Source organism: Marinigracilibium pacificum (assembly GCF_012926615.1).
In the GTDB taxonomy this organism is placed as follows: domain Bacteria; phylum Bacteroidota; class Bacteroidia; order Cytophagales; family Cyclobacteriaceae; genus Mangrovivirga; species Mangrovivirga pacifica.
The window spans coordinates 113410-137826 of the sequence record NZ_JABBNU010000002.1 but is presented as its reverse complement, the minus strand read 5'-3'; the positions used below and the strand labels follow the sequence as shown (position 1 = coordinate 137826).

Below are 24417 nucleotides of genomic sequence, written 5' to 3'. Positions count from 1 at the left end.
ATGAACAGATTCTTTCTACAAATACAATTATTTTTATTTTTAGTACCCTTTATTGGTTTTTCACAGAAATCAGAAGGTTATATTAATTATAAAAATAGTGATATTTACTACCAGTCATATGGTAAGGGTCAGCCACTATTAATTATTAATGGAGGGCCGGGAATGAACAGCAGAGGTTTTGAAGGGTTAGCTCAAGAACTGGGCAAAAAATATTATACAATATTATTTGACCAACGCGGAACTGGAAATTCAAAATTGACTAATATCTCTTCTGAAACAATTAGTATGGATTTGATGGTAGAAGACATTGAGGATATAAGAAAAAAATTAAATATCGAATCGTGGACAATTTTAGGGCAGTCGTTTGGAGGAATTTTAGCTAATTATTATGCAGTGAAATATCCTGAAAAAGTTTCCGGGCTAATACATTCATCATCAGCAGGGATTAACCTGGATTTTTTACAGCAAAACGGAATTGAAAGTTCACTAACTCCAACTGAAATAGATTCTTTAAATTATTGGAGAGCCCAATCAAAAGAAACAGGTTCTGAAGAATCGGACTATATGTCAAGGTTTTATCTTGCAAAGGCATACTTACATGGAAATAAATATGAACATGCTATCGCCGAAAGATTAGGACAGGCAAATATGCAAATCAATTCTATAGTATGGAGTGAGTTAAGAGAGTCAAATTATGATCTGTCTAAAGAATTAAGTTCTTTTGACAAACCCGTATTAATTCTGCAGGGGGAGTTTGATGTTTTAAAACCCGATGTAGCGTATAAGCTTAAAGATGTGTTTAAAAATTCAACGGTCTCTATTATTAAAGGAAGTGGCCATTACGGATGGTTAGAAAATCCAAACGACTATTTTGAAGTGATTGATTCATTTATGACCGAGTTGAAAAGAAAATAAATTAACTTTCTATCTTAATAAGATTGTCTTTACTCCATAAACTAATTTCTTTTTCAATAAACAACCTGAAATGAATAATAAAGCCTATCTAGCCCAGACCAACCTGAAAAGCGAAAGAACCTATTTCAAACTACTTGAAAAAATAGATTTTGATACTATTTTAAATCTTTTCTCTGAAGAAAACATCTTTCAATACATAACACCACACAAAAACAAAACTCGTGAAGAGAGAATTGATTTTCTCAATACAAAACTAAACCACAATCAGACTGGTGAAGGCTTTTATTGGATAGTTAAAAGCAATGATACCGATGAGTTTATTGGAGCAATAAACCTTACCCCAATCCCTAATACAAAAAACCTCCAAATTGGATGGATGATAAGTGAAAAATTCAGAGGCCAAGGTCTGGCTTATGAATGCGCTCAAACAGTCAAAGATTTCTTCCTTTCAAACGAAAGTTTTGATAAAATTTATGCAGTATATGAAAATGAGAATAAAGCTTCGGAGAAAATAATCAATAAATTAGGCTTTAAACATCTGAAATCTGTCAGTGAAGATAAAATAGTAGTTCACACTTACGTTCTGGAAAAGTAAAGTCAGCTAATGATTAAATTAATTTGAAGCCTGAACTTCTTCATCATCAATCTTTTCATTTTTAAAATTAGAGGGCATATATATTCCTTCAAATAACTTGGCCCAGCTGGACCCTTTATCATTTGAAGATTCCCATAATTGGGTAACCGATCCATCATTTTTAGGTGTCCAGGTAATTCTATTTTGATCAATAGAGGTTGTATCACTTATTAACACCATTGAACCATCAACGATCCCTCCGCTTAACAGTAAAACCCCTCCAACATTATCGATCCATGACTGGTGCCAACTTTTTGAATTCGAATCATAAAAATTATAACTTGAACCAGTGTATTTTGAAGCCCCCGAAAACCAATTTTCTTTAATTACGCAACCATTCTGTACTAATTCAACATTATTATGCCCCAGATAATTACCCAAAGAATCATAAACATTCCAGTTTCCCAACCAAAAATCAAACGCTCGATGATCTACTGTTCGACATGTTGCAGATAATTTTTCATCATTAAATCGATCAGATATGAATTCAATACTAATATCTGTATTAACTGATTTTCTAAAATCATTTGGTCTCAAATGGTTTAATAAATCAGGCCCGGTGTTTTTTGCTATCCATTCATTAAAATATCCCTCTACATTTTGATAATTGGCACTATCAGGGTAGACAGTTCTAAGAATTAAAAAATCTTCTCCTCTACTTATCTTTGAAACGCTAAAGCTATTTACAATACCCTTATATCGAGCAGCCTGCCTGAATTTCACCCAATTATTTTCATAAAAATATTCTGCTTCTTCTAGGTGTCCATTTAATACTTTTATTTTTTCCTCTACAACAATAGAATATCTGGGTTGGTCTAAAGAAAATTTAAGTATAACAGGTAAAATCTCATTGGGATTCTGAATAACTCCTTCCTTATTTAATCCCCAAAAGCTATTTGCCAAATAATAAAATTCATTATCAACAAAGGTTCCCAATGTTGGCTCTCCCATTGAAGGTAGTGCTTTATCATAAAATTTATATCCAATGATTTTAGTTCCTTTTGAATCAAGAGTAAATTCAGTTACCCGATTAGGCTGCACACCATTTTGAATTGCAATGAGTTTGTTTCCAACAGCATATAAACCATCAATTCCTTTCATTGAAACATTTTGAGGAGACTCTATTAACTGAAGTCCTTGCTCATTGCTCCAACTAAAAATACCTTTAACATAATCTGAAAAAATATAAAGGTCATTGTATTGAGTTATACCTTGAATAGACAGTAATTCTTTGCTAGAGAATAACTCCTGAATACCTTTTTCATCAATTTTAAGCACTGAATTATTCTTACTATCAGTGATAATGATTTCACCAGAATCATTAATAAATAAATCTCCTGTCAGTGACTCCCCGGCAATCTTATACTGTTTTAATACCTTCCCATTTTCAGGATCTATTTTATAGATTACGGAGGTATTAAGAAATTTCTTTTGAGCACCTCCTTGTTTAAATCCAGCAGTTGCTACCCACAACATACCTTCATCATCTAAACAAATTCCTGTTGGAGACCTATCAAATGGTTTCTTCATTATTGGCTTAGTAATACCATCATTGGTAACACTGTATAATTGTCTTTTATTAATACTGCTTACAATAAATAAATTCTTTCCTTGTATATATTCGATATCCTCCAAATGCAAAAAAGGATCATTTATGACCAAGGCTGTATCCGAAGTGACTTCCACAGCATTCATGATTCCTTTGTTATAATTCAACTGTTGATATCCTTTTACAGCTTTTAATGGCTCAAAAATATCCTTGTCAATTGAATAATTTATCGCATCAATTTGAACAACCTTGTTCAGACAATAAATCGCACTATCATATTCTTCATTCAATGTCAGCGCTTCAGCTAATGAATACATTACCATTTGGTTATTAGGCCTTAATGAATTTGATGCTTGAATTAATTCCAGGAAAGCCGGGTAATCTTTTTCCTCCCTTGCTTTTAACGCCTCTTTGTATATTGAATAATAATCTTGTGCACAAATTGGAGTTGCAGTTAGCACACAAAGTAATAGTAATGATTTCATGACAATGAATTTACAAAATAAAATGAAGGTCGAAGCCATTAAATGGCTCCGACACTTCTGGAATCATAATATAACTAACTAACAATATTATTCATTAATATCAAGTGGCTCTATGGAATTGCAAAGTCAATATTCCAGGCATTTGAAATTCTTGATTTCAATACTCTTCCATCTTCCATAACAATTGTAAAATTGAATAACCACTGATCACCAGGATTCAAATCATCCTCTGTTAGGACAGCTCCATCTACAGGAAGGTCATTAAATAGTTCTTGTTGACCAAATACAACCTCACCTTCTGAAGTAATAGGGTCTAAATCAACAACATCAGAGTTTCCATTAGATGTCGACAATTGTATTGTACCTTTAATCTCACTTATTTTTGCAGATGAAGATTCCAAAAACTCAAAATCTAATGTTACATCTTGTGTTTCTCCTTTTATGTAAGAGTCACTTCCATCAATTCTAATATCTGCAGCCTCCGACAGATTATCGCTAAATGTCTCTTCCTCAAGAAAACAGCTGCTCACCAATACAATTAGGCCGAGTAAAGAAAATTTATATATATTTTTCATTGCTTCTTAATTTTTAGTTTACATCCCAGGCTACCGGAATAGTAACCTCAACCAATTCCGCATTATCCGGATTATTAGTTATTTCAGCATCCACATAAGGGAATCTTAATGGAGTTGCCGTTTTGATTGCATCAGCAGGAACGTCAATCGAAGGTATATTAGTTCTTCTCCATTCACTCCATGCTTCAGTGCCTCTAGCAAAAAGCGAAAAGTACCTTTGAAGCATCAGGTCTTCCAATGCGGTAGCATTATCATATGCTGCAGGTTGCCCGGCATCGAGATATGTTCCAATATTTACACCATAGTAATCAAAAGATGCTTTCACTGCTTCTTCATAAAGTTGCTTTGCATCTCCGGTATTCACCCATCCCCTGATATTTGCCTCTGCTTCCATGAACTTAACATCATAATAAGTCATCAATGGAATTGGCGAATCTTCCTGAACATAAACATCTCCAATCCTTGATACAATTACATTACCATCACCATCTGTTGGTAAGTCATCAGGATTTCCATTATCAACACCTGAGTATGCATCATTTTGATTTTGTCTGAGATATGCGGCTATTCTCGGATCATTATACTGTTCCATGAATGCTACAAAAGTACTTGAAGCACCATAATCTGTTGGTCTTTGAAATTCCTGCTGAAAAAGAGGGTTAGCATTTGTAGCTGTTCGTTCTCCAAATATCAATTCAACATTTTCTCCGGAACCTAACAAAGTAGCCCCACCATTAAATACTTCCTGAAAACCTTGCTGTGCTTTATTTTCATCTACCTCACTCAACCTTAAATAAAGACGTAGTTTTAATGAATTTCCAAACTTTTGCCACATCTCCATATCGCCTCCCAGAAGTACATCTTCATCAGTAATTGCCTGGTCATCTAGATCAATCTCACTCAATGCTTTATCAAGCTGATTAATTAAAGAATCATATACTACTAATTGGTTATCGTATACTGGGGTAATATTTCCCTGTTGACCCTTGAGTGCTTCTGTATAAGGCACATCACCCCAAACATCAGTTATCATTTGATAATAATACACATACAATATTCTAGCCTGAGCCCGGTAATTTGGCAATTCACGTGATTTTTCAATTATTATAGACAAATCAGTTAATGCTCCGGCATATAGCTGTGCCCAATCTGTATTGAATGTATTTAAATCAACATCATAACGGTCAAGTCTTTGATATTGAGTTCCTGTAGTCGCCCAATGTTGTACCCAAAATGATGTTGCCCTATTAAAACTTCCACCCATATAATATGTGCCTTGCACAATTGCTGATGGCAATAAAAACTCTGAGGGAACGTCTATGGGATTGTTTGGGTTTTCATTCAAATCTGTGATATCATCACAAGAAAAGAATAACAAAACCATGAATCCCATCAGAATACCCTTATTTATATATGATAGATTATTTTTCATGTCGAATTATTTATATTAAAATCCAAACTTGAGATTAAATCCCCAGCTTTTTGTAGTTGGAATAGTGGCAAATTCATACCCTGTATTATCTGCAGCACCAAACATACTTACTTCAGGATCTATGTAGGGATTTGGAGTTACCATCCACAAGTTTCTTCCTACAACGGAGACATATATTTGCCCAAAAGGAGTCTTACTCAATAGTGATTTAGGAAGGTTATAACCAAGCGATACTTCTCTTAACTTTAAGAAAGATGCATCAATAAGTCCTGCTTCGGTATCTCTGAACAATCCTAAGCCTTGCCAAAATGACTGGTTATCAACGACAGTGGTATTTTCAACATATGACACCTCTCCATTTTCACCAACAACCTTATTTACTCCTTCAAAAACAAGTCCTGATTCTCTGCCTTTCAGTGTTTCTTCTGCAAATCCATTTAATCTCCAGTGAGCAACTGATGCAGAATAAATCTGACCACCTTTTCGTATTTCAAACAAAAGGCTTAAATCAATCCCCTTATAAGAAAAGTTATTTCTTATTCCCATGTTCCAATCAGGTAAAACAGATGCCACAGGCTGTGGTTGGTCTGCTACCGGCACACCTGTTGCAGGGTTTACTACAATTTGCCCATCAGGACTTCGCTCATAAGGACTTCCATAAATAATAGGGTACGATTGACCTAAATAGGCTAATGAGGATACACTTACGAAACCAGCACGACCAATATTCAATTGTTCTAGGTCACCAAATAATTCTTTTACTTCATTATCGATTTGAGTGTAATTAAATGACACATCCCATCTAAATCCTGAAGCTGTACTAACCGGGGTACCTGTCAATAATAATTCGATACCCGTATTAGACATTAATCCGGCATTTCTTGTTACCGAAGTATACCCGGAAGAAGGTGCGATATTTACATTAAAAATCTGGTTTTCTGATTCACTATTAAAGTAACTAAAGTCTAAAGTAAGTCTATCGTCAAACAACCCTATGTTTGCCCCTATCTCCCATGATGTTGTAATCTCAGGTTGTAAATCAGGAGTCCCAATTCTATTTCCAGCTCTAAATCCGGTTACTCCTCTAAAAGGAAAGTTTATACCATCATATAATCCGTCAAAAGTCTGAGCTTGTGCATAGACTGACTGAAGGACATATGGTTGAGCATCGTTACCTACCTGTCCCCAGTTACCTCTCAATTTAATATAGGAAACTAAGTTACTTTGTAATTCAGGAATTGCATCTGTAAGAACAACCGAACCATTAACCGCTGGATAAAAGAACGAGTTATTTCCTTCAGGTAAAGTTGAAGACCAGTCATTTCTTGCTGTCAGTGTTAGGAATGCCCAATTGCGGAATCCAACTGTAACATCACCGTAAACCCCAAACAATCTTCTTTCCGTAATATCGTTTACTGAAATTGGTTGTCCATCAATATTCGAAAAATTGTAAAGGTTAGGTACAACAATTGCATTTGCCTGTGAGAAGATATTTTTTAATCGTCTTCTATTATCATTAAAACCAACAATAGCAGTTACATTAAAGTCCTGAGTTATATCCTGATTTATATTCAAAAATACATCAGTATTGGTTTGAACATAATTATATTGATCTTCATAGAAGCCTCCATCAGTATCACCTACGGTATTAATGGCTGTTCTCGATTTTCTGTTATCAGTATAAACATCAGTACCAATTCTGGTCACTAATTCCAGCCCTTCCATAAACTCATAGGCCAACATTATTCGTCCATTTATTCTATCTCTTCGTTGAGATGTTGTGTTTTTATAAGCTACCCAATATGGGTTATTCCAAAAACCGGAACCATATTCAATCTGGGAACCATCAGGTGCCTCATACTCTGTCCATGGAGAGATATCCAAATCCATTGGAGTATAAAGAGCCTGCCACATAAATGATTGTTGTGATGAACCTGCTAATGGCAAATTATCTGAGGACGTTGCAGTATACGTAACCGAGAAATCAGACCTGAAATTATTAGCTAATTTAGCTCCCGCTCTTAATGAAACAGTATTTCTGTTAAGATCAGTATTTGGTACTATCCCTTCTGAATTTGCATTGGTGAATGAAAGTCTATAATTAAGATCCTGATCTCCTCCCTGTATAGCAACATTATTATTAAGCGTTCTACCGGTCTGTAAAAACTGCTTAATAAACTGATCTTTAACAGTTAACGGAATTGAATCTGGTTGACCCTCCCATTCATTATTTGGGTTTCTAACTAGTTGACCATCAAATTCTGGTCCCCAACCAAAAAACCCTTCCGGATTGTAAACACCTCTGCTACCACCCGCATACTTTTCCTGAAAACTCGGATACTTTAAAACAGTTTCCCATGTTGCACTGGAGTTAACAGTTATTGACATTTTGTTTTTGGATCCTTTTCCGGACTTAGTCGTAATAAGAATCACCCCATTTGCAGCTCTTGAACCATACAAAGCAGCAGCTGAAGGACCTTTCAACACATTCATACTTTCGATGTCATCCGGATTCAAATCTATACCGGTATTACTAAAAGAGACACCATCACGAAGATCTGACCCTTGCCCTTGTCGTTGAGTGTTATCAACAGGAACACCATCGATTACAAATAAAGGCTGGTTACCGTTAGTTAAAGATGTAGGACCTCGAACTACAATTCTGCTGGCTCCCCCCAGAGATCCGGTAGCCTGATTTATCTGGACACCAGCCACTTTACCTTGTAGACCAGACAATAGATTTGGATTAGCTGTCTGAGTTATTTCATCACTTTTTAATGTCTGAGTAGCATATCCCAAAGCTCTGGATTGTCTTTCAATACCAACACCGGTAACAACCACTTCATCAAGTGTTTGTACATCCGGAGCTAACGACACATCAATAGTTGACCTGACACCAACTACCTCCTCTTTTGGTTGCATACCAATAAATGAAAACACCAGAACCGACTCATTACTCAATACCCTCAAACTATATTGACCATCAAGATCAGTAGTTGTCCCGGTACCAGTTCCCTTGATAATGATATTTACACCCGGAATTGCTTCTCCGGTATCATCATCTATCACACGTCCTGTAATTACTCTATCCTGGGCAAAACCAGGAAGAGATGCTAACAGGACAATTAGCAATACGTAGATTTTCTTCATACAAGAATGGTTTTAGTTACAATTAGTACTTACAAAAAGGACTGGGCAGTCAAATTGACTACTCGGTCCTAGTAAGTAAAAATGAACATTGTATTGCTAATTTCTTTCACCCACTTTGCCCCCTAATTTTATAAGCTTTATACCCTATATTGGGGGATGGGAATTGAAAACCAGTATATTATTTCACTCAAATAAGGTGATCTTTACGAGCCTTGGAAATGGCCTCAGACTTAGAATTGACGTTAAGCTTCACATAGATATTTTTTATATGTGACCGGGCGGTCTCTTTAGAAATGAAAAGTTCTTCGGAAATTTGTGTATAGCTTTTTCCTTCAGCGATTAATTTCAATACATCTGTTTCTCGTGAAGACAAGGGAGAATTTGGGTTAATATGAAAATTTTGAATAACCATTCGTGCTATTTGAGAACTCATTGGAGACCCTCCTCTTACCAGCTCTTCTAAAGCACCTATGATTTCAAGATAGTTTGCATTTTTGATGATATAACCAACGGCTCCAGCTTTTAGTCCTTCAAATACAAGGTCTGAATCTTCATATACTGTTACTATCACACATTCTGTTTTGGGACTTTTCTCTTTGATATGTTTAATTGCCTCTATACCATTCATACCTGGTAGTTCAAGATCTACCATTGCGATATCCGGCTTAACTCTGGTTATATCTTTCAGCGCTTTTTCAGCATCAGGATAGGTACTCTGAACAAAAAATTTATCTGAGCCATTAATTATAACTTCAAAACTATACCTTAAATCTTCCTGATCTTCTATGATAATAACCTTCTTCTTAAACATCCTGTTCTTTATTTATCTTAATATTGATATTGGTCCCAATACCAGGATCACTCTTTATATTTAATTCAAACCCTGACCTTACGGCCCGCTGTTGCATATTTTTTAACCCGTTATGTCCATTAAGACCACCAAAATCAAACCCGCCTCCATCATCTTTAATTAACACCGTGGCATATTCTTTACCATTGATATTTACGTCAAGGGATACATTTTCTGCATCTGCATGCTTATAGATATTTGTTAATGCTTCTTTAATAATCAAACTTAAGTCACGACTGGCTTTAGGGTTTAATAAAATGTGACTAGCGTCCGTATTTTTATTTAATCGAACCTGTGTGTTAGTTCTATCGTATAGTCTGTCTGAAAAATCTTTTATATGAAAGAATATTTCTTCAAGGTTATTATTTCCTTTTTTTAATGACCATAATAAATCTTTTGTTGATACGAAAAGCTCCTGAGCTGACCGTTCAATTTTATTTACAATTGGTAACTGATCATATGATAGACCTTTCATTTTGAGTACCCCTGAAAAATTTATAATTTTTGCCAGGTGATTTCCCATCTCATCATGAAAATCAATAGCCATTTCTTTTCTTAATTCATCTTGTGCTTCTTGTCTAATCCTTTCCTCATTTACAGCTTTTTGCATGTTTGATTGAGATTTCAGCCACATCAAATATACAATTATGACTACTGGAGCTAGTAAAGCAAATATTCTAAAAACATCAGTCATGTAAAATGGAGTGGCGATAACAACCTTTACGCTAGCGGCTTCTACTTCCTCACCAGGTCTCACGGGATATCTCCATACTTTAAAAGTATATTGGCCAGGAGGTAATTGTTTATAAACAGCAGATCTATAATTGGTTGGCTCAGTAGGAGCAGGATCATAACCCTCCAGTTGATACATAAACCTGGTTTGTGTCTTTTCGTACTCGGCTGTATTAAAAAGTATTTTCAAACTGTTATGACTATATGGTAATTCAAATACTTTTTGATTTTCCGATAAATCAAAGAAGGAAGTATAATATATAGGGTCATTAATTGTGATTGATGCTAACTTTTCTATCACCACAGGGTTAGACTTAGATCTTTTAACTATCCTTTCAATATCTTTAGGAACAGATATTGTACCTGCAATTGTACTTACCCAAATATCAGATTCTAATTCGATTATACCGTTCAGAAATGTTTCTGCCCCTCCTACTTTTTCAATATCTCTTAATTGAAAGATATTTATACCAGATTCCTTAAAATTAATTATATCAGTACCAAGGCTACTTCCGACCCAAAGTTCTTCGTCTATCATTTTCAAGAAATAAATATAACTCGATGATAGACCATTTTTATCAGTCAAATAATACTGGATTTCATTGGTTTTAAGATCGTATAATATCAATCCATACTGAGCAAAGCCAATAGCAATTACATTTTCATTTACCCTTGCCAAAGAGGTAACAGGCACCTCCTCAAAAGATTTCCCAAGGTCTAATTTTGTTATAGTGTCATTATGAAATAATGCAACTCCTTTTTCGGTTCCGATCACCACATCTTCATCAAAAGGAAGTAAAGCCCAGACTCTATTGTCTGGCATTCCATCCTCAACATTGTAATAAGTGAATTCATTCTTATGTTGAACAAGCAAACCTGACTTAGCAGAACCATAATATGTAAATTCTTTGGACTCAGATTCTGCTATAGCTAGAATATAATCTTTAATCCCTTCATAAGTCTCAGTTTGATGAGTGTATTTATCAACCTTTAAAACTTCATTTCCCGCACATACTAACAGGTAATCTCCTCTATCTAAAAATGCTCTGATTACATTTCTGTTATGAGTCTCATATCTGATACTATCAACAATATTTCCTTTTTGATTATAAATAACAATCCCCGTGTTGACACCTCCAGCCCATATTTTATCATTTACTTTAGTGTAGGCAAAGTAACCCGGCACTCCATATGGAGGATCTTGTACAGGTTGGATTTTTGGCAATGTCAATTCATAAATACCATTAAACCCGCCAATCCATTGGTTTTTATCTGTCACAAGACTATGCTTTGATGGTGTTGACAAGTGCTTCTCAACAACTTCAAATCCTTTTTCATCTAGTTTTAGCCTGAATAACCCATCAGCATTGCTCACCCACCAAAAACCTTTAAAATAATTAATACAAAAAGCGTATTTCGACAATGGCATATTTCTTTTAACAGGATTTTTAAAGTCTCGATTAAAAAAATAAACTACGCCCTTATCCTTTACCAACCATTTAGATCTTACTTTATGTATTGAATAATATGATACCGGATAATCAAGGTTAAACTTCTCAGAAATAGACATTGATTCATTGAGAATTAACCTTCCTCCGTTATCCTTTACCTGAAAATATTGTTCCCCTGCAAAAACATGAAATACATTATTAGTTTGAAATACTTTATATTCCCTTTTTCCTAAGCTATCAAGTACAAGATTGTCAAATGGTCGCAGGTTTGATTTAGAAATTGAATGGATACTTCCTTTTTGAGAAAAAGTTATTACACTTGAATCAGTTTCATATAAATGAACTACCATATCATCGTGTAGATTGACAAGTGAGTCCATTATCATAAATTCAGAAAACTTATTTACCAGATTGAGAGCATCATAGGTTGCCACCCATATACCATGATCGCCTACGGGAAGAACATCAATAATATTGTGGTATTTTAAAGAATCAGACAGAGGTTTAAGTTCATCACCATCCCATCTATAAACACCACCTCCTTGTGTACCAATCCATATAAAACCAAACTGATCATTTTTTAGAGAAGTTACCTGACTATTTGATAATCCGTAGGAATAATCTATGTGTTTGATATCAAATTTTTGGGCAATAAGAATCTCCTGCCCTGTCAAAAAAATAACAAGTAATAGCACAATTGTGCTTACACGATTAAATAACCGTGACATCAATAATTGTACAGTGCGCATTTTATGAGAATTCTCAATATTAAATATGCATCAAAATTGTGATGAAACATAATAAAATCAATCCCGCAGATAGGGTGAAAAACAACTAAAACAATCAAAATTAGTAATGTTCAAGAACCGAACTCAATGCTGTTTTATATTTTTCAATGGATTTTAAAATATTCTCTTTATCTAAACAATCCAAATCAATGATAATACCATCAAAAGATATTCCTTGATAGTCACAAATTTCATCCGGATTATTTATGCCTTCCAGAAACAAAATGCGGTCTATATTTTCATTAATTGAATCTAGTTTATTCCTTGTTAATGAGTTAACATTTATAGAGATATAATCCAGCAAAAACTCACTAGCAAACTCTACATCTTTCAGTCTTGTACAATTCATTCCCAAGATGAATTCTCCTTCTATCTGTCCCATTAATTGTTCGTATTCTGAATTTCCTTGTGAAAGATGAACTCCATCAAAATGAGCCTCGTTCAGCACTTTCCATTCATCAATAACTATTAGAGGGACATCAAATTTACTTGCTTCACTATTCAGTTTATTTATCAACTTATATAAATCTCCCTTAAAACCAGAAATATTTAACCCGAGAACATCAACACCTCCTAGCATTGCAGAACTAACCATATCAAATAATTTCTGTTCATGATTATCAATATCCAAAATGAGGTATAGTCCACCAGTGATTTCAAAATACATATCTTTCATTGCATTATATCGATACGACCTTAACTTTCATTAATATATCATTTTACATGTAAATTCCATTATTTTATTTAACTTTTAGAAGAATTCAATTAAGTTTCACTCATATTTTAGATTATTATTTCCATACCCATCATAATTAACGCATGAAAAACACACTGTTTATTCTTCTTTCACTGCTTTACTTAAATTTATTTGCTCAATATCCAGAATCTGGAGTCAAAATCAGAACCATTACTGCTGGGATAAACCTTGAAAATATTGATGATACTGCTTCCTTTTACAGAGCTATTGAATTTTTGAATAAAGCAAAAGAAAAATTCACGCTTGCAGGCTATGAGGTTCAAACAATTAGAATAGCCACTCAAAATTTTCATCTTTATGAGTTATCATCCATAAATGATAATATTAGAAAACTTCAAACTCTTGATGCTATAGCAGACAAAAATAATATTGAAGTATCTATCGGACAGTTGTTACCACCAAACAAATACAGTCAGGAAGCTTCCTTAATGGCAATTAAAATCATTAACAATACCAAAAAAATAAATTTTAGCGTTCCAATTTCATCATCCGAAACCGGAGTAATGGATAATTCAATTCTTGCTGCCAGTGAAATTATCTTAGCTATCTCTCAAAATTCAGATAGAGGAAATGGCAACTTTAGGTTTACAGCATCGGCAAATGTACCCCCAGGAACACCGTTTTTTCCAGCCGCATATCATGAAGGTTCAAATTCATTCAGTATAGGACTTGAATCTCCAAATGCACTAAAAAAGGCAATCAAAGCTGGAAAAGCATCTATTAATCAATTGGATTCGATAAAAATAGAGTTTGAAAAAACACTTATTCCGATTCAGGATATTGCTTTGGATATTGAAGAAACATTTGAAGGTTTTGAATATAAAGGAATGGATACATCGCCTGCTCCAGGTCTAGATGCAAGTATCGGAAAGGCAATTGAAGAATTAAGTGAGACTCCCTTTGGTGACCCTGCGACACTTAGGGCATGTGCAACAATTACGACAATTCTAAAATCGGTAAATGTAAAAAAATGTGGCTATTCAGGATTGATGCTTCCGGTACTTGAAGATAAAGTATTGGCCCAAAGAGCTATGGAAGGAAAACTATCGGTAGAAAAGTTATTACTATACTCAGCAGTTTCCGGAACAGGTATTGATGTACTTCCAATTCCAGGAAACACACCAATGGCTAAAATACGAGGTATTCTTTCAGATGTTGCTGCCCTGTCTTTGAAGTACGAAAGCAAAGCACTTTCGGTCAGACTATTTCTTGTACCGGGTAAAGAGGAAGGATATTATTTCTACTCGGACAATCCTTATTTAACTGGTTGTACGATTATGAAAATTGATTGATTAAAATTTATTTAATTGGTATCATACCAAATACTAATAATTTCAAAAAGAATAGCCTCAGGTTTTACGTAATGTGATTTTATCAAATATTTTCTCAACAGTTCAAATCATACATACACTTTCTTAAATCCCATTTTTCCTTTATCCGTTAATGATGGTCTGATCAGATTAAAAAACAATCGCATATAATACTCAATCTTATCATTTTCATCTCCATCGTAAAATACTTCGGCATCAGATATCCATGAATGACTCACCAATAACAAAGAACGAATCAACATGTCCTTTTGCTTTTCACTTTGAAATGGATTCATATAACCATTATTTATAAGAAAATCAGACAAGTCAGAAAGTATCCGTTTATGCTCCCTGTCCTGTTCAATAGCATGCTGCTTTATATGATCAAAATGCCTTATTACCTTTGTTATTCCCAAATAAATAAACTTGTACTTATACATTACCGAAAACAATACTTTCAATCGATCAAGTACAAAATCAAAATTCATCACCTCCTCATGCATTAACTTAAATTCCCCGTCAACCTCTTCTTGCATATTCAAATACAACTCTAAAACAATATCATCTTTACGGGGAAAATGGTAACATAGATTACCATAGCTAATCCCCAACGCTTCGGCTATTGCTTTAGACGATATGCTACTGATACCCTTTTCATTAAAAAGTTCTAATGCTTTATTGAGTATCCGGTTTTTGGTTGTTGACATGATAAATTATTGTAATGTTTAGGCATTAATGCCTAAGATATATTTTTTTTCGTATATTAGCTAGGCACATATGCCTAATGCAAGGTGGTACAAATTATAACTATCATGGAGAAATACCTTAAACCGGGGAAATATATAGATTCTGATCACCCAAATGTAATTGAATTTGTTGACAAGCATACAGATGGGTTAAGCGACGCTAAGCAAAAAATTATTGCACTATATTATGCTGTAAGAGATGGATTCAGATATGATCCTTACAGACTGGATTTTTCTGAGGAAGCAATTAGAGCAAGTCATATCACAACCCGTGATTATGGTTATTGCATAGAGAAAAGCAATCTTTTCACAGCATCAGCACGTGTAATTGGTGTTCCTGCAAGAATGGGCTTTGCTAATGTCAAAAACCATATAGGAACATCGAAGCTAGAAAAAGTATTAAAAACCAACTTATTAGTTTTCCATGGCTATTCAGAAATCTTCCTTCATGATAAATGGATTAAAGTCACACCGGTATTTAATAAAGAATTGTGCTATAAACTCAATGTAGATTCACTAGAGTTTGATGGAGAAAATGAATCTATTTTTCAGGAATATGACAAAAGTGGCGGTGACTTTATGGAGTATTTACATGATTATGGCACATTTGAAGACATACCTTATGAGTTAATGCTCTCAGAACTAGAAAAGCATTACCCTCACTTAAAAGATGAACTACTCAAAAACGGAGGTTTGGTTATCAAGTAAATCATTAATAAAACTCAATTTTAATACTGTATTAATACATTTTAGGAATAATTAAATTATCTTATAAAGACGATTAAATTATTCCTATGAAAACATTTTCCTTCCTCCTTTTAATCAGCTTTATCATGTCTTGCGACAATTCTGTAAAGCAAAACAATACTGATACAAACCTGACCAAAACTGAAACTCTTTCTTCATTACTAGAATCTTCCAAAATAGTTGATTTAACCTATGATTATTCTGACGAAACTGTATTCTGGGTTACAGCTAAAGAGTTTGAATTAGAGAAAGTGGCATATGGCATGACCGATAATGGTTTTTTCTATGCTGCAAATAACTTCTGTATGGCTGAACATGGAGGAACACATGTTGATGCGCCAATCCATTTTGCAGAAGGAAAACAAAGTGTTGATGAAATCCCATTAACTAAACTAACAGGTTCTGGTATTAAAATCGATATTTCTGATAAAGCAAAAGGAAATAGAGATTACTTAGTAAGCATTGATGATATAACAGATTGGGAGTCTAAATTTGGCGAAATTCCTGAGAATAGTATTGTTCTGCTATATACAGGTCATTCTTCTTTTTATCCTGATAAAGAAAAGTATCTTGGTACTGTCGAGCGAGGCCCAGAAGCAATAAAAGACCTTCATTTTCCCGGACTATCACCAGAAGCAGCCACCTGGCTAACTCAAAAAAGAAAAATCAAAGCCATTGGTATTGATACACCAAGTATAGATTTCGGACAATCGTATGAATTTAAGAGTCATGTCATTTTACTTGAAGAGAATATACCTGCTTTTGAAAATGTAGCCAATATGTCTGAATTACCTGATGCAGGCTTTGCAATCATCGCATTGCCAATAAAGATTAAAGGTGGAAGCGGAGGCCCATTGAGAATTATTGCATTACTATAATACTAAAATCATGAAAGCACTTCATTTTATCATAGTCATACTTTTGATAGCAGGATGTTTACAAAAAGATGAAAATCAACTTTCTGAAGTTGATATAAAAAATGAAATCATCAATGCTGAAAAGAGATTTAACGAATACTTGCTTCAAAACGGTGTGGCAAGTGCATTTCATCATTTTGCTGCTCCTGAGGCAGTAATACTCAGAGGCCCGAATAACTTAATAAAAGGCCCTGAAGCTATTATGAAATTCTATTCAGACCCGAGGTATGAAGTAGCAAAAGCGTATTGGAAACCTGATAAAGTCGAAATTTCCAAGGACGGTACACTCGCTTCGACCTGGGGAAAGTATGAGTGGATTTCAGTTGACAGTCTGGGTAATGAAACTAAATCAGAAGGAATTTTTCATACCGTCTGGAAAAAAATGCCTGATGGAAAGTGGAAATACATTTGGGATTAACAAACTAATAATCAATAATTTAAATTTATATTCTCTAAATACCACAATAATTAATCAATAATAACAACATAAAAATAACCTCCGGGACTTGTAATAGTATTATTAAATATATTATTTTTAATAAGTCTAAATAAAATCAACAACCTTAGTCATTATGAAATCAACACCATTGTTTATTTACATTCTTTTAATAACTTGTTTTTCTATAAATGCAAATCCACTTTTTAAATCAAATTCATTATCATCTGAAGAATTAATATTAAATGACACTACTGATTTTGGTGATCTAACTAGAAAAGAAAGAAGACAGTGGAGAATTGACCATTATACAGGAAAACTTTTTTTTAACCTGTCAATCCCATATGCAAACCACTTTACTGTAACTCAGGAAAATCATAGAATAACTGACTCTGGTTTTTTAGGCATCTCTGCCGGACTGGATTATTATTACAATGAAAATCAATTCATTAGTTTAAATGTTGGTCAGGTAACAAACTATTACTTTTTACCTATCCCCATATATGTTCCTTTATGGTTTGATCAAATTCAAACCAAATATATATCCTTAAGCCATAACCATAAACTTGGAAGACATAAACTAGGGTACGGTATAAACTATTCAATAGATCGAATATATCCGAAAGATTCTGAAGAAAGTTCATTTATCAAATCCGTAGATAATAAATCTCTTGGATTAGTAGGATCATATCATTTACAACTTGGAAGAGCATTTCATCTAGGTCTAATTTACAGACCAACCTTTATCTCTCTTGACGAATTTAATTCAAGCTATCAACATTCGATTAGCTTTGATATAGCCTGGAAAATAAGATTAATAAAGTAATATTATAAGCTTAAAGATTTATGATTGGACTGATTTTTATATTATATTGATCTTATCAGTCCAATTTTAATAATTTATGAAAAGCTTATTTTGCTATCCTTTATACACTATAATCCTGTTTATATTTTCTGTAAATATTTTCGCTCAAGAAAACGAAACAATCAATGAACTTGAGGAAATAGCCATTATAGAACAAAAAGTTATGATGCCAATGCGAGATGGCATCAGATTGGCAACTGATATCTATAGACCTAAAACAGATAAAAAGGTTCCAATTATCTTTTCACGAACACCATATAATTTCAACCCATATCGGGATGGTAAATTAAATACCCGAACTGCTCAAAGAGCACTTGAAGCTGTAAAACATGGGTATGCTTATGTTGTTCAAAATGAAAGAGGTAGATTTTTTTCTGAAGGAGAATGGGACATTCTTGGCACTCCCCTGACTGACGGTTATGATGCATTTACATGGATGGCTGATCAGGAATGGAGTAATGGCAAGATTGGGACATTAGGTTGTTCGAGTACTGCGGAATGGCAAATGGCAGTTGCAGCAATGGATCACCCAGCCCATGCGGCAATGGTTCCTCAAGGATTTGGAGCCGGAATAGGACGTGTTGGTCAATTTATGGAACAAGGAAATTGGTATCGTGGCGGAGCAGAGCAAATGCTGTTCTTTGCCTGGTTATATTCCACCCAGCATGATGAAATGGCACCAAAACTACCAAATAACATTAGTCAGGAAGACCTGATAAGATTACAGAAGTTTTACGATATGGCACCAGAATATCCACCGGTGGATTGGTCAGAAGGTCTAAGTCATTTGCCAATACAGGATATTATTAAAAATGTCGATGGTCCTAAAGGTATCTTTGAGGAAATGGTCCAAAGAAAGCCAAATGACCCCGAATGGTTTAAAGGTGGACTATATCACGATGACATGGGATTTGGAGTACCAAGCTTTTGGTTCGCATCATGGTACGATGTATCAATAAGCCCAAATCTTGCTCTTTTTAATCATGTTAGAAATAACATTAGTGATCCTGATATTTCTGAAAATCAATATTTGGTTATTGCACCAACCCTACATTGTGCATACACAAGAGCAACAGAAAACACAATTGTGGGAGAACGGAGTGTTGGAGATGCCAGACTTGACCATGAAAGCCTGATTTATGGCTGGTTTGACGTATGGCTAAAGGAAGGAGAATCCAAAGACTTTTTAAACCAACTTCCAAGGATTCAGTATTATACAATGGGCAGTAATGAATGGAATACAGCAGAAGAATGGCCTCCTTCCAATTCATCTTTAACAACTCTATACCTGAATAGTAATGGAAGAGCAAATAGCCTTTATGGGGATGGGGAGCTTTTAACAAAAGCCCCTTCGAAAGATAATCCGGATTCATTTTCTTACGATCCAATGCATCCGGTGCCATCATATGGAGGAAATGTATGTTGTACTGGCAATGCTGTTAAAGGGGGATCTTTTAACCAACAACAAATGGAAACCCGAAATGATATCCTTGTTTACACAACGCCTCCCTTAACCGAGGGAATAGAAATAACAGGGTTTATAGAATCAACATTATACTTGTCGTCAGATGTAAAAGATACAGACCTCACAATAAAAATTATCGACGTTTACCCTGATGGCAGTGCATATAACCTTGATGAAACTATCCAAAGAGTCAGATATAGAGAAGGATACAATGAGGAAGTTTTTATGAAGGAAGGTACAGTTTATAAAGTAGATCTTTCTCCAATGGCAACAAGTAACTATTTCAAAAAAGGACACCGGATCAGAATTGAAGTTTCAAGTAGCAATTTTCCAAGGTTTGCAAGAAATCTTAATACAGGTGGAGATAACTTCGACGAATCTGAAGGAGTCATCGCACATAATAATATCCATCACTCGAAAAAATATCCTTCAAGTATAAGAATTCCTGTAATTGGAGATTTAAAATTCAAATAATCAAATGGAATTAGGATTGGGCGGTGGTTGTCATTGGTGTACTGAAGCTATTTTTCAGTCCTTAAAAGGTGTAGAAGTAGTAAAACAAGGGTGGATAGCATCAATCGCTCCAAATGAAGCCTACTCAGAGGGGATCTATTTACGTTTTGATGAAAATAATATTACTCTAAGAGAGGTTATTTATATTCATTTAATCACTCATTCTAGTAGCTCAAAGCATTCTTTAAGAAATAGGTATCGATCAGCCATATACTACTTTAGCAAAGACGATAAAAGCCAATGTGAATACATTCTAAGCCAAATTAAAGCTGACTTAAATAAAACAATAATAACAGAAACCTTACCCTTCAAGGAATTCAAAACAAATAAACCGGAGCAACTAAACTATTTCAAGACTAAACCTACAGCTCCTTTTTGTAAAACTTATATAATACCAAAGCTGCAAACCATTTTTGAGTTTGATGAAAGTTTGTTGAGAGAGGAAATTAAAAAAATACTTGGTAAGTAATAATATTGGTTGATATCTTAGACTTTTTATTAAGGATTTATCAACCTATGTTTACGCGATTTTTTGCACTTATATTTTTTGTATTTATAAGTTTTAGCTCCTTTTCTCAATATAAGAGCGGATATATTATCACAAATGATGGAGAAAAAATCAACCTTTTAATCAAAGATGAGGATTGGCTAAATTCTCCGGAAAAAATAGAGGTTAAGATTGATCAAAGTGAAAAATCCTATTCCGTTTTAGACTTGCAAGAATTTGCAATCGACAAAACGGTTAAATACCTTAGCAGAGAGGTGAAAATTGATCAATCCGCCACTAAAACAGGGAACCTTTCAACTTTAAGAAATCCTGAATTTATTGAAAAAAGAGTGTTTATTAAGGTCTTGGTAGAAGGAGAAGTTAACCTTTATTCATACAGGGAACCAAATCTTATTCGTTTCTATTATAAAAACGACTCATTAGACATTTCTCCATTAGTTTATAAAAAATTCACTTTTAAAATGGAGATTAAGGAAAATAATTATTTCAGGCAACAGCTTCAAAATTTAATGAACGATAAACCTGAATTTAACTTTGACTTCAACTCTATTGATTATACACAAAAAGATTTGATTAATGTATTTCTTAAATATAATACGTTAAGAACAATTGACAATTCTCAAGATACCTATATACATAAATCAAAAAAATGGAAAAGTTCATTAACCCTTAGACCTGGATATAGATTTACCAAATCATCAGTATTAAATACTAATGGATTTGATGAAGATTTTCATGATTCTCATTCTACTAGACTTGGCTTACAATTCAATCTAACCGCTCCGTGGAGAAATGAAAAATTTAGCTTGCTTTTAGAACCGGTATTCAATTACTATACTACTAACCCGGTAAATCAAGACAGAATAATGTCATTTACTTATAGTGCACTTGAGCTGCCAATTAGCTTTCAATATAATTATCCTATATCTAAAAACTCTCAAGTTTATTTTAATACGGGAATAAGCTTTGAAATTCACATCGGTACTGATTTGTTGTTTGGTGTTGAAAACTCTCTAAGAGTAAATACAAATCCCTATTTCATCTGTGGTGCAGGATACCAAATCAATAAATTTCAAATAGAAGGTAAGTTTGCTCCAAATAAGGATATTCTTTCAAAATATAGGACTATGAAAACTGAAATTATGACAGCTGAGGTAATAGTTGGGTATACTATATTTGAAAAATAATAATATATCAATTTATTGAATGTCTATACCTACTTTTATATTCTTTTGGAGTTAGACCTGTAAATCTTTTAAAGGTAGATCGAAATGCTTTCTGATCAGTATACCCGACATCATACATAACTTCAGCTATATTCTTTTCAGAGTTTTCAAAATCTCTTTTTGCTGCTTCGACCTTAACTCTTTGGATATATTCTAAGATTGTATTATTCGTGCATTTTTTAAATCTTCTTTCAAGGCTCCTTCTACCAAGAGCTACATTTTCAGCTAAATCATCAACAGTAAACCTTTCTCCAAAATTATTTTCAATGTATTGTTGGGTCTCTTTGACTTCTAAATCTTTATGTTGCTTTTGGCCCTTAAAAATTGAAAACAACATCTGATTATGACGAGAAATATCAATTGCAAAATATTTTGCAATCAGTATAGCCATTTCCCTATCAACATATTTCTCCACCAAATAAATTAGAAGGTTCCAATAAAAGTTAGCTCCACCACTTGAATACAGTCTTGAATCTTCCGTAATAATATTACCATTCTGAACAATCACTTCAGGAAACCTATCCTTAAATAAATCAATAAACCCCCAATGGGTAGAACATTTTCTACCTTTTAATAAACCACTGGACGCAAGCAAAAATGCCCCCACGCATAAAGTAGCTATTTCTGCTCCATTTTCATATTGTTCGACAACCCAGGGAATAAACTCCCTGTTTTCTTCAATTGCCAAATCAAAATCTCCGAAAATTGCAGGAATAATTATCAGATCCGTTTTAGATACTTCGTCAATACTCTTATCCGGATGAATTGAAAAAGCACCTTCACCAGCCTTAATTTCATTACTTAACCCTACCAGAATGACTTCAAATTGTTTTGGTTTTCCATTGGAAGCTAAAAAGGAATTCACTGTTTCAAAACAATATTTCGGATCAGCGACAGACTGTAGAACTACTCTATGAGGAACAATAATAGATACAGTTACCATCCTATAAATTTAAGAAAAATATTTGACGCAATTTTCCTTTTAATTGTCGTATTCCCCCTAAGATTAAAGGTAAAATCAAACTAAATTTGGATATAACCAAAATCAATCTACTTACTATGAAAACTGATAAGGAAACAACCAAAATCAAGGTATCCACTAAAATTAACTCCCCTATTAATATCGTTTGGAATGTATTTACAGATGCTAATCATATCACTCAATGGAATTTTGCCAGTGAGGATTGGTTCTGCCCGATTGCAACTAACCCATTGGAAGTAAATAAAGAATTTTCGTGGCGAATGGAAGCCATTGATGGAAGTATGGGATTTGATTTTAATGGAACATATCAAAATATAGATGTCAATAAGTTAATCGAATATAAAATTGAAGATGGTAGAAAAGTGTCAATAAGCTTTTTATCCGATGGAGAGACTACAGAAATCATAGAGGTATTCGAACCGGAAAGCACCAATCCGTTGGAGCTGCAACAGCAAGGCTGGCAAGCTATACTCAACAATCTTAAAAGGTATGCCGAAAGTCAAAATAATTTAAAGAGACAGTTTTATGATATTGAAATAAATTCTAATCCTGAAACTGTCTACAAAGCCTTATTAAATAAGGAAACCTACGGCAAATGGGCATCTGTATTTTCACCAGGAGCCGATTATGAAGGAAACTGGGAGACAGGGTCTTTAATTACCTTTACAGGTACTGATAATGATGGTAAACAAAGTCAAATGCATAGTAAAGTTATTAAATCAATACCTGACAGGCTGATAATACTTGAACATCAGGGTATGTCTAATGATGACTCTTCTTGGAATGGAGCAAAAGAAATATATACCCTGATAGATAGAAAAGGTAGTACATTTTTGAGGGTTGCAATGGATACCACACCAGATTATATCGAGTTTTTCAGTAAAAAATGGCCAAAAGCTCTTAAAGAGATTAAAAGTTTAAGCGAATCAAAATAGTTACATATCATGGCAAGTGTAAGTACATATATCAATTTCCCTCGAAATACTGAAGAAGTTTTCAATTATTATAAGTCAATATTCAAAACTGAATTCCAGGGTGAAATATTAAGAATGAACCAGGCTCCAGGTTGCGAGGAATTAAATCTATCAACAGAAGATGAAAACCTGATTATGCATATCGAATTACCCATTACTGGTGGGCATATTCTAATGGGAACTGATGCTCCGGAATCTATGGGCTTTAATCTTACTATGGGTAATAATATTCACATAAACCTTCAGCCAGACTCAAAGGAAGAAACAAATTACCTTTTTAATAAACTTTCTGAGGGAGGACAAGTAACCATGGAACTTCAGGACATGTTTTGGGGTGGGTATTTTGGTAGCTGTAAAGATAAATATGGAGTAAACTGGATGTTCAACTTTTCAGATGAAGAGAAATAAGA

The 24417-nt window shown here is 34.1% G+C and carries 21 protein-coding genes; 12 read left to right on the top strand and 9 right to left on the bottom strand.

Features of this window, described 5'->3' with window-relative positions; translation table 11 throughout:
- Complete coding sequence (locus HH304_RS03105; protein ID WP_169678000.1) at positions 1-915, top strand: alpha/beta fold hydrolase; 915 nt, start codon at positions 1-3, stop codon at positions 913-915.
- A 70-nt stretch (positions 916-985) separates the two neighbouring features.
- Positions 986-1510 (top strand): GNAT family N-acetyltransferase, encoded by a 525-nt coding sequence (locus HH304_RS03100; RefSeq protein ID WP_169677999.1) that lies wholly within the window; start codon positions 986-988, stop codon positions 1508-1510.
- Between the two features lie 18 nt (positions 1511-1528).
- Here HH304_RS03100 and HH304_RS03095 read toward each other — a convergent pair whose 3' ends face one another.
- The 7 genes from HH304_RS03095 to HH304_RS03065 form a co-directional block, all read right to left on the bottom strand.
- Positions 1529-3583: an NHL repeat-containing protein gene (locus HH304_RS03095; protein ID WP_169677998.1), complete on the bottom strand. Its 2055-nt coding sequence runs from the start codon at positions 3581-3583 to the stop codon at positions 1529-1531.
- 110 nt (positions 3584-3693) lie between these two features.
- A complete protein-coding gene (locus tag HH304_RS03090; protein ID WP_169677997.1) occupies positions 3694-4158 on the bottom strand; it encodes a hypothetical protein in 465 nt (154 codons plus the stop codon).
- Positions 4159-4171: 13 nt separating this feature from the next.
- Complete coding sequence (locus HH304_RS03085) at positions 4172-5590, bottom strand: SusD/RagB family nutrient-binding outer membrane lipoprotein (RefSeq protein WP_169677996.1); 1419 nt, start codon at positions 5588-5590, stop codon at positions 4172-4174.
- Positions 5591-5605: 15 nt separating this feature from the next.
- Positions 5606-8740 (bottom strand): SusC/RagA family TonB-linked outer membrane protein, encoded by a 3135-nt coding sequence (locus HH304_RS03080; RefSeq protein ID WP_169677995.1) that lies wholly within the window; start codon positions 8738-8740, stop codon positions 5606-5608.
- A 187-nt stretch (positions 8741-8927) separates the two neighbouring features.
- Positions 8928-9551 carry a response regulator transcription factor gene (locus HH304_RS03075; RefSeq protein WP_169677994.1) on the bottom strand — a complete coding sequence of 208 codons (624 nt, stop codon included), beginning with the start codon at positions 9549-9551 and terminating at the stop codon, positions 8928-8930.
- A complete protein-coding gene (locus HH304_RS03070) occupies positions 9544-12522 on the bottom strand; it encodes a ligand-binding sensor domain-containing protein (protein ID WP_169677993.1) in 2979 nt (992 codons plus the stop codon). The genes HH304_RS03075 and HH304_RS03070 overlap by 8 nt, the downstream gene beginning before the upstream one ends.
- A 100-nt stretch (positions 12523-12622) precedes the next feature.
- Positions 12623-13228, bottom strand: coding sequence for a thiamine phosphate synthase (locus tag HH304_RS03065; RefSeq protein ID WP_271711480.1), 606 nt, complete (start codon positions 13226-13228; stop codon positions 12623-12625).
- A 152-nt stretch (positions 13229-13380) separates the two neighbouring features.
- Here HH304_RS03065 and HH304_RS03060 point away from each other — a divergent pair, with 152 nt between their 5' ends.
- Positions 13381-14610: a DUF711 family protein gene (locus HH304_RS03060; protein WP_169677991.1), complete on the top strand. Its 1230-nt coding sequence runs from the start codon at positions 13381-13383 to the stop codon at positions 14608-14610.
- A 107-nt stretch (positions 14611-14717) separates the two neighbouring features.
- Here the strand turns inward: HH304_RS03060 and HH304_RS03055 are convergent, their stop codons facing one another.
- Entirely contained in the window at positions 14718-15335 is a 618-nt protein-coding gene (locus HH304_RS03055) for a TetR/AcrR family transcriptional regulator (RefSeq protein ID WP_169677990.1), read from the bottom strand.
- Between the two features lie 105 nt (positions 15336-15440).
- On the opposite strand from HH304_RS03055, the gene HH304_RS03050 reads away from it, so the two are divergent.
- From HH304_RS03050 to HH304_RS03020, 7 genes are all read left to right on the top strand, one after another.
- Complete coding sequence (locus HH304_RS03050) at positions 15441-16082, top strand: transglutaminase-like domain-containing protein (RefSeq protein WP_169677989.1); 642 nt, start codon at positions 15441-15443, stop codon at positions 16080-16082.
- A gap of 125 nt (positions 16083-16207) precedes the next feature.
- Positions 16208-16999, top strand: coding sequence for a cyclase family protein (locus HH304_RS03045; RefSeq protein WP_271711479.1), 792 nt, complete (start codon positions 16208-16210; stop codon positions 16997-16999).
- Between the two features lie 10 nt (positions 17000-17009).
- Positions 17010-17456, top strand: a complete 447-nt coding sequence (locus tag HH304_RS03040; RefSeq protein WP_169677987.1) for a YybH family protein — start codon at positions 17010-17012, stop codon at positions 17454-17456.
- Between the two features lie 154 nt (positions 17457-17610).
- Entirely contained in the window at positions 17611-18300 is a 690-nt protein-coding gene (locus HH304_RS03035) for a hypothetical protein (protein ID WP_169677986.1), read from the top strand.
- Between the two features lie 76 nt (positions 18301-18376).
- The gene (locus HH304_RS03030; protein WP_169677985.1) at positions 18377-20278 is read left to right on the top strand and encodes a CocE/NonD family hydrolase; all 1902 of its coding nucleotides are present in this window, start codon (positions 18377-18379) and stop codon (positions 20276-20278) included.
- 4 nt (positions 20279-20282) lie between these two features.
- Positions 20283-20786 carry a peptide-methionine (S)-S-oxide reductase gene (locus HH304_RS03025; protein WP_169677984.1) on the top strand — a complete coding sequence of 168 codons (504 nt, stop codon included), beginning with the start codon at positions 20283-20285 and terminating at the stop codon, positions 20784-20786.
- Positions 20787-20833: 47 nt separating this feature from the next.
- Positions 20834-22012 carry a hypothetical protein gene (locus tag HH304_RS03020; RefSeq protein ID WP_169677983.1) on the top strand — a complete coding sequence of 393 codons (1179 nt, stop codon included), beginning with the start codon at positions 20834-20836 and terminating at the stop codon, positions 22010-22012.
- A 7-nt stretch (positions 22013-22019) separates the two neighbouring features.
- Here the strand turns inward: HH304_RS03020 and HH304_RS03015 are convergent, their stop codons facing one another.
- Positions 22020-22994 carry a GlxA family transcriptional regulator gene (locus tag HH304_RS03015; RefSeq protein WP_169677982.1) on the bottom strand — a complete coding sequence of 325 codons (975 nt, stop codon included), beginning with the start codon at positions 22992-22994 and terminating at the stop codon, positions 22020-22022.
- Between the two features lie 116 nt (positions 22995-23110).
- On the opposite strand from HH304_RS03015, the gene HH304_RS03010 reads away from it, so the two are divergent.
- Both HH304_RS03010 and HH304_RS03005 read left to right on the top strand, forming a co-directional pair.
- Positions 23111-23968 carry an SRPBCC family protein gene (locus HH304_RS03010; protein ID WP_169677981.1) on the top strand — a complete coding sequence of 286 codons (858 nt, stop codon included), beginning with the start codon at positions 23111-23113 and terminating at the stop codon, positions 23966-23968.
- 9 nt (positions 23969-23977) lie between these two features.
- A complete protein-coding gene (locus HH304_RS03005) occupies positions 23978-24415 on the top strand; it encodes a VOC family protein (RefSeq protein ID WP_169677980.1) in 438 nt (145 codons plus the stop codon).
- The last annotated feature ends 2 nt before the right edge of the window (positions 24416-24417 follow it).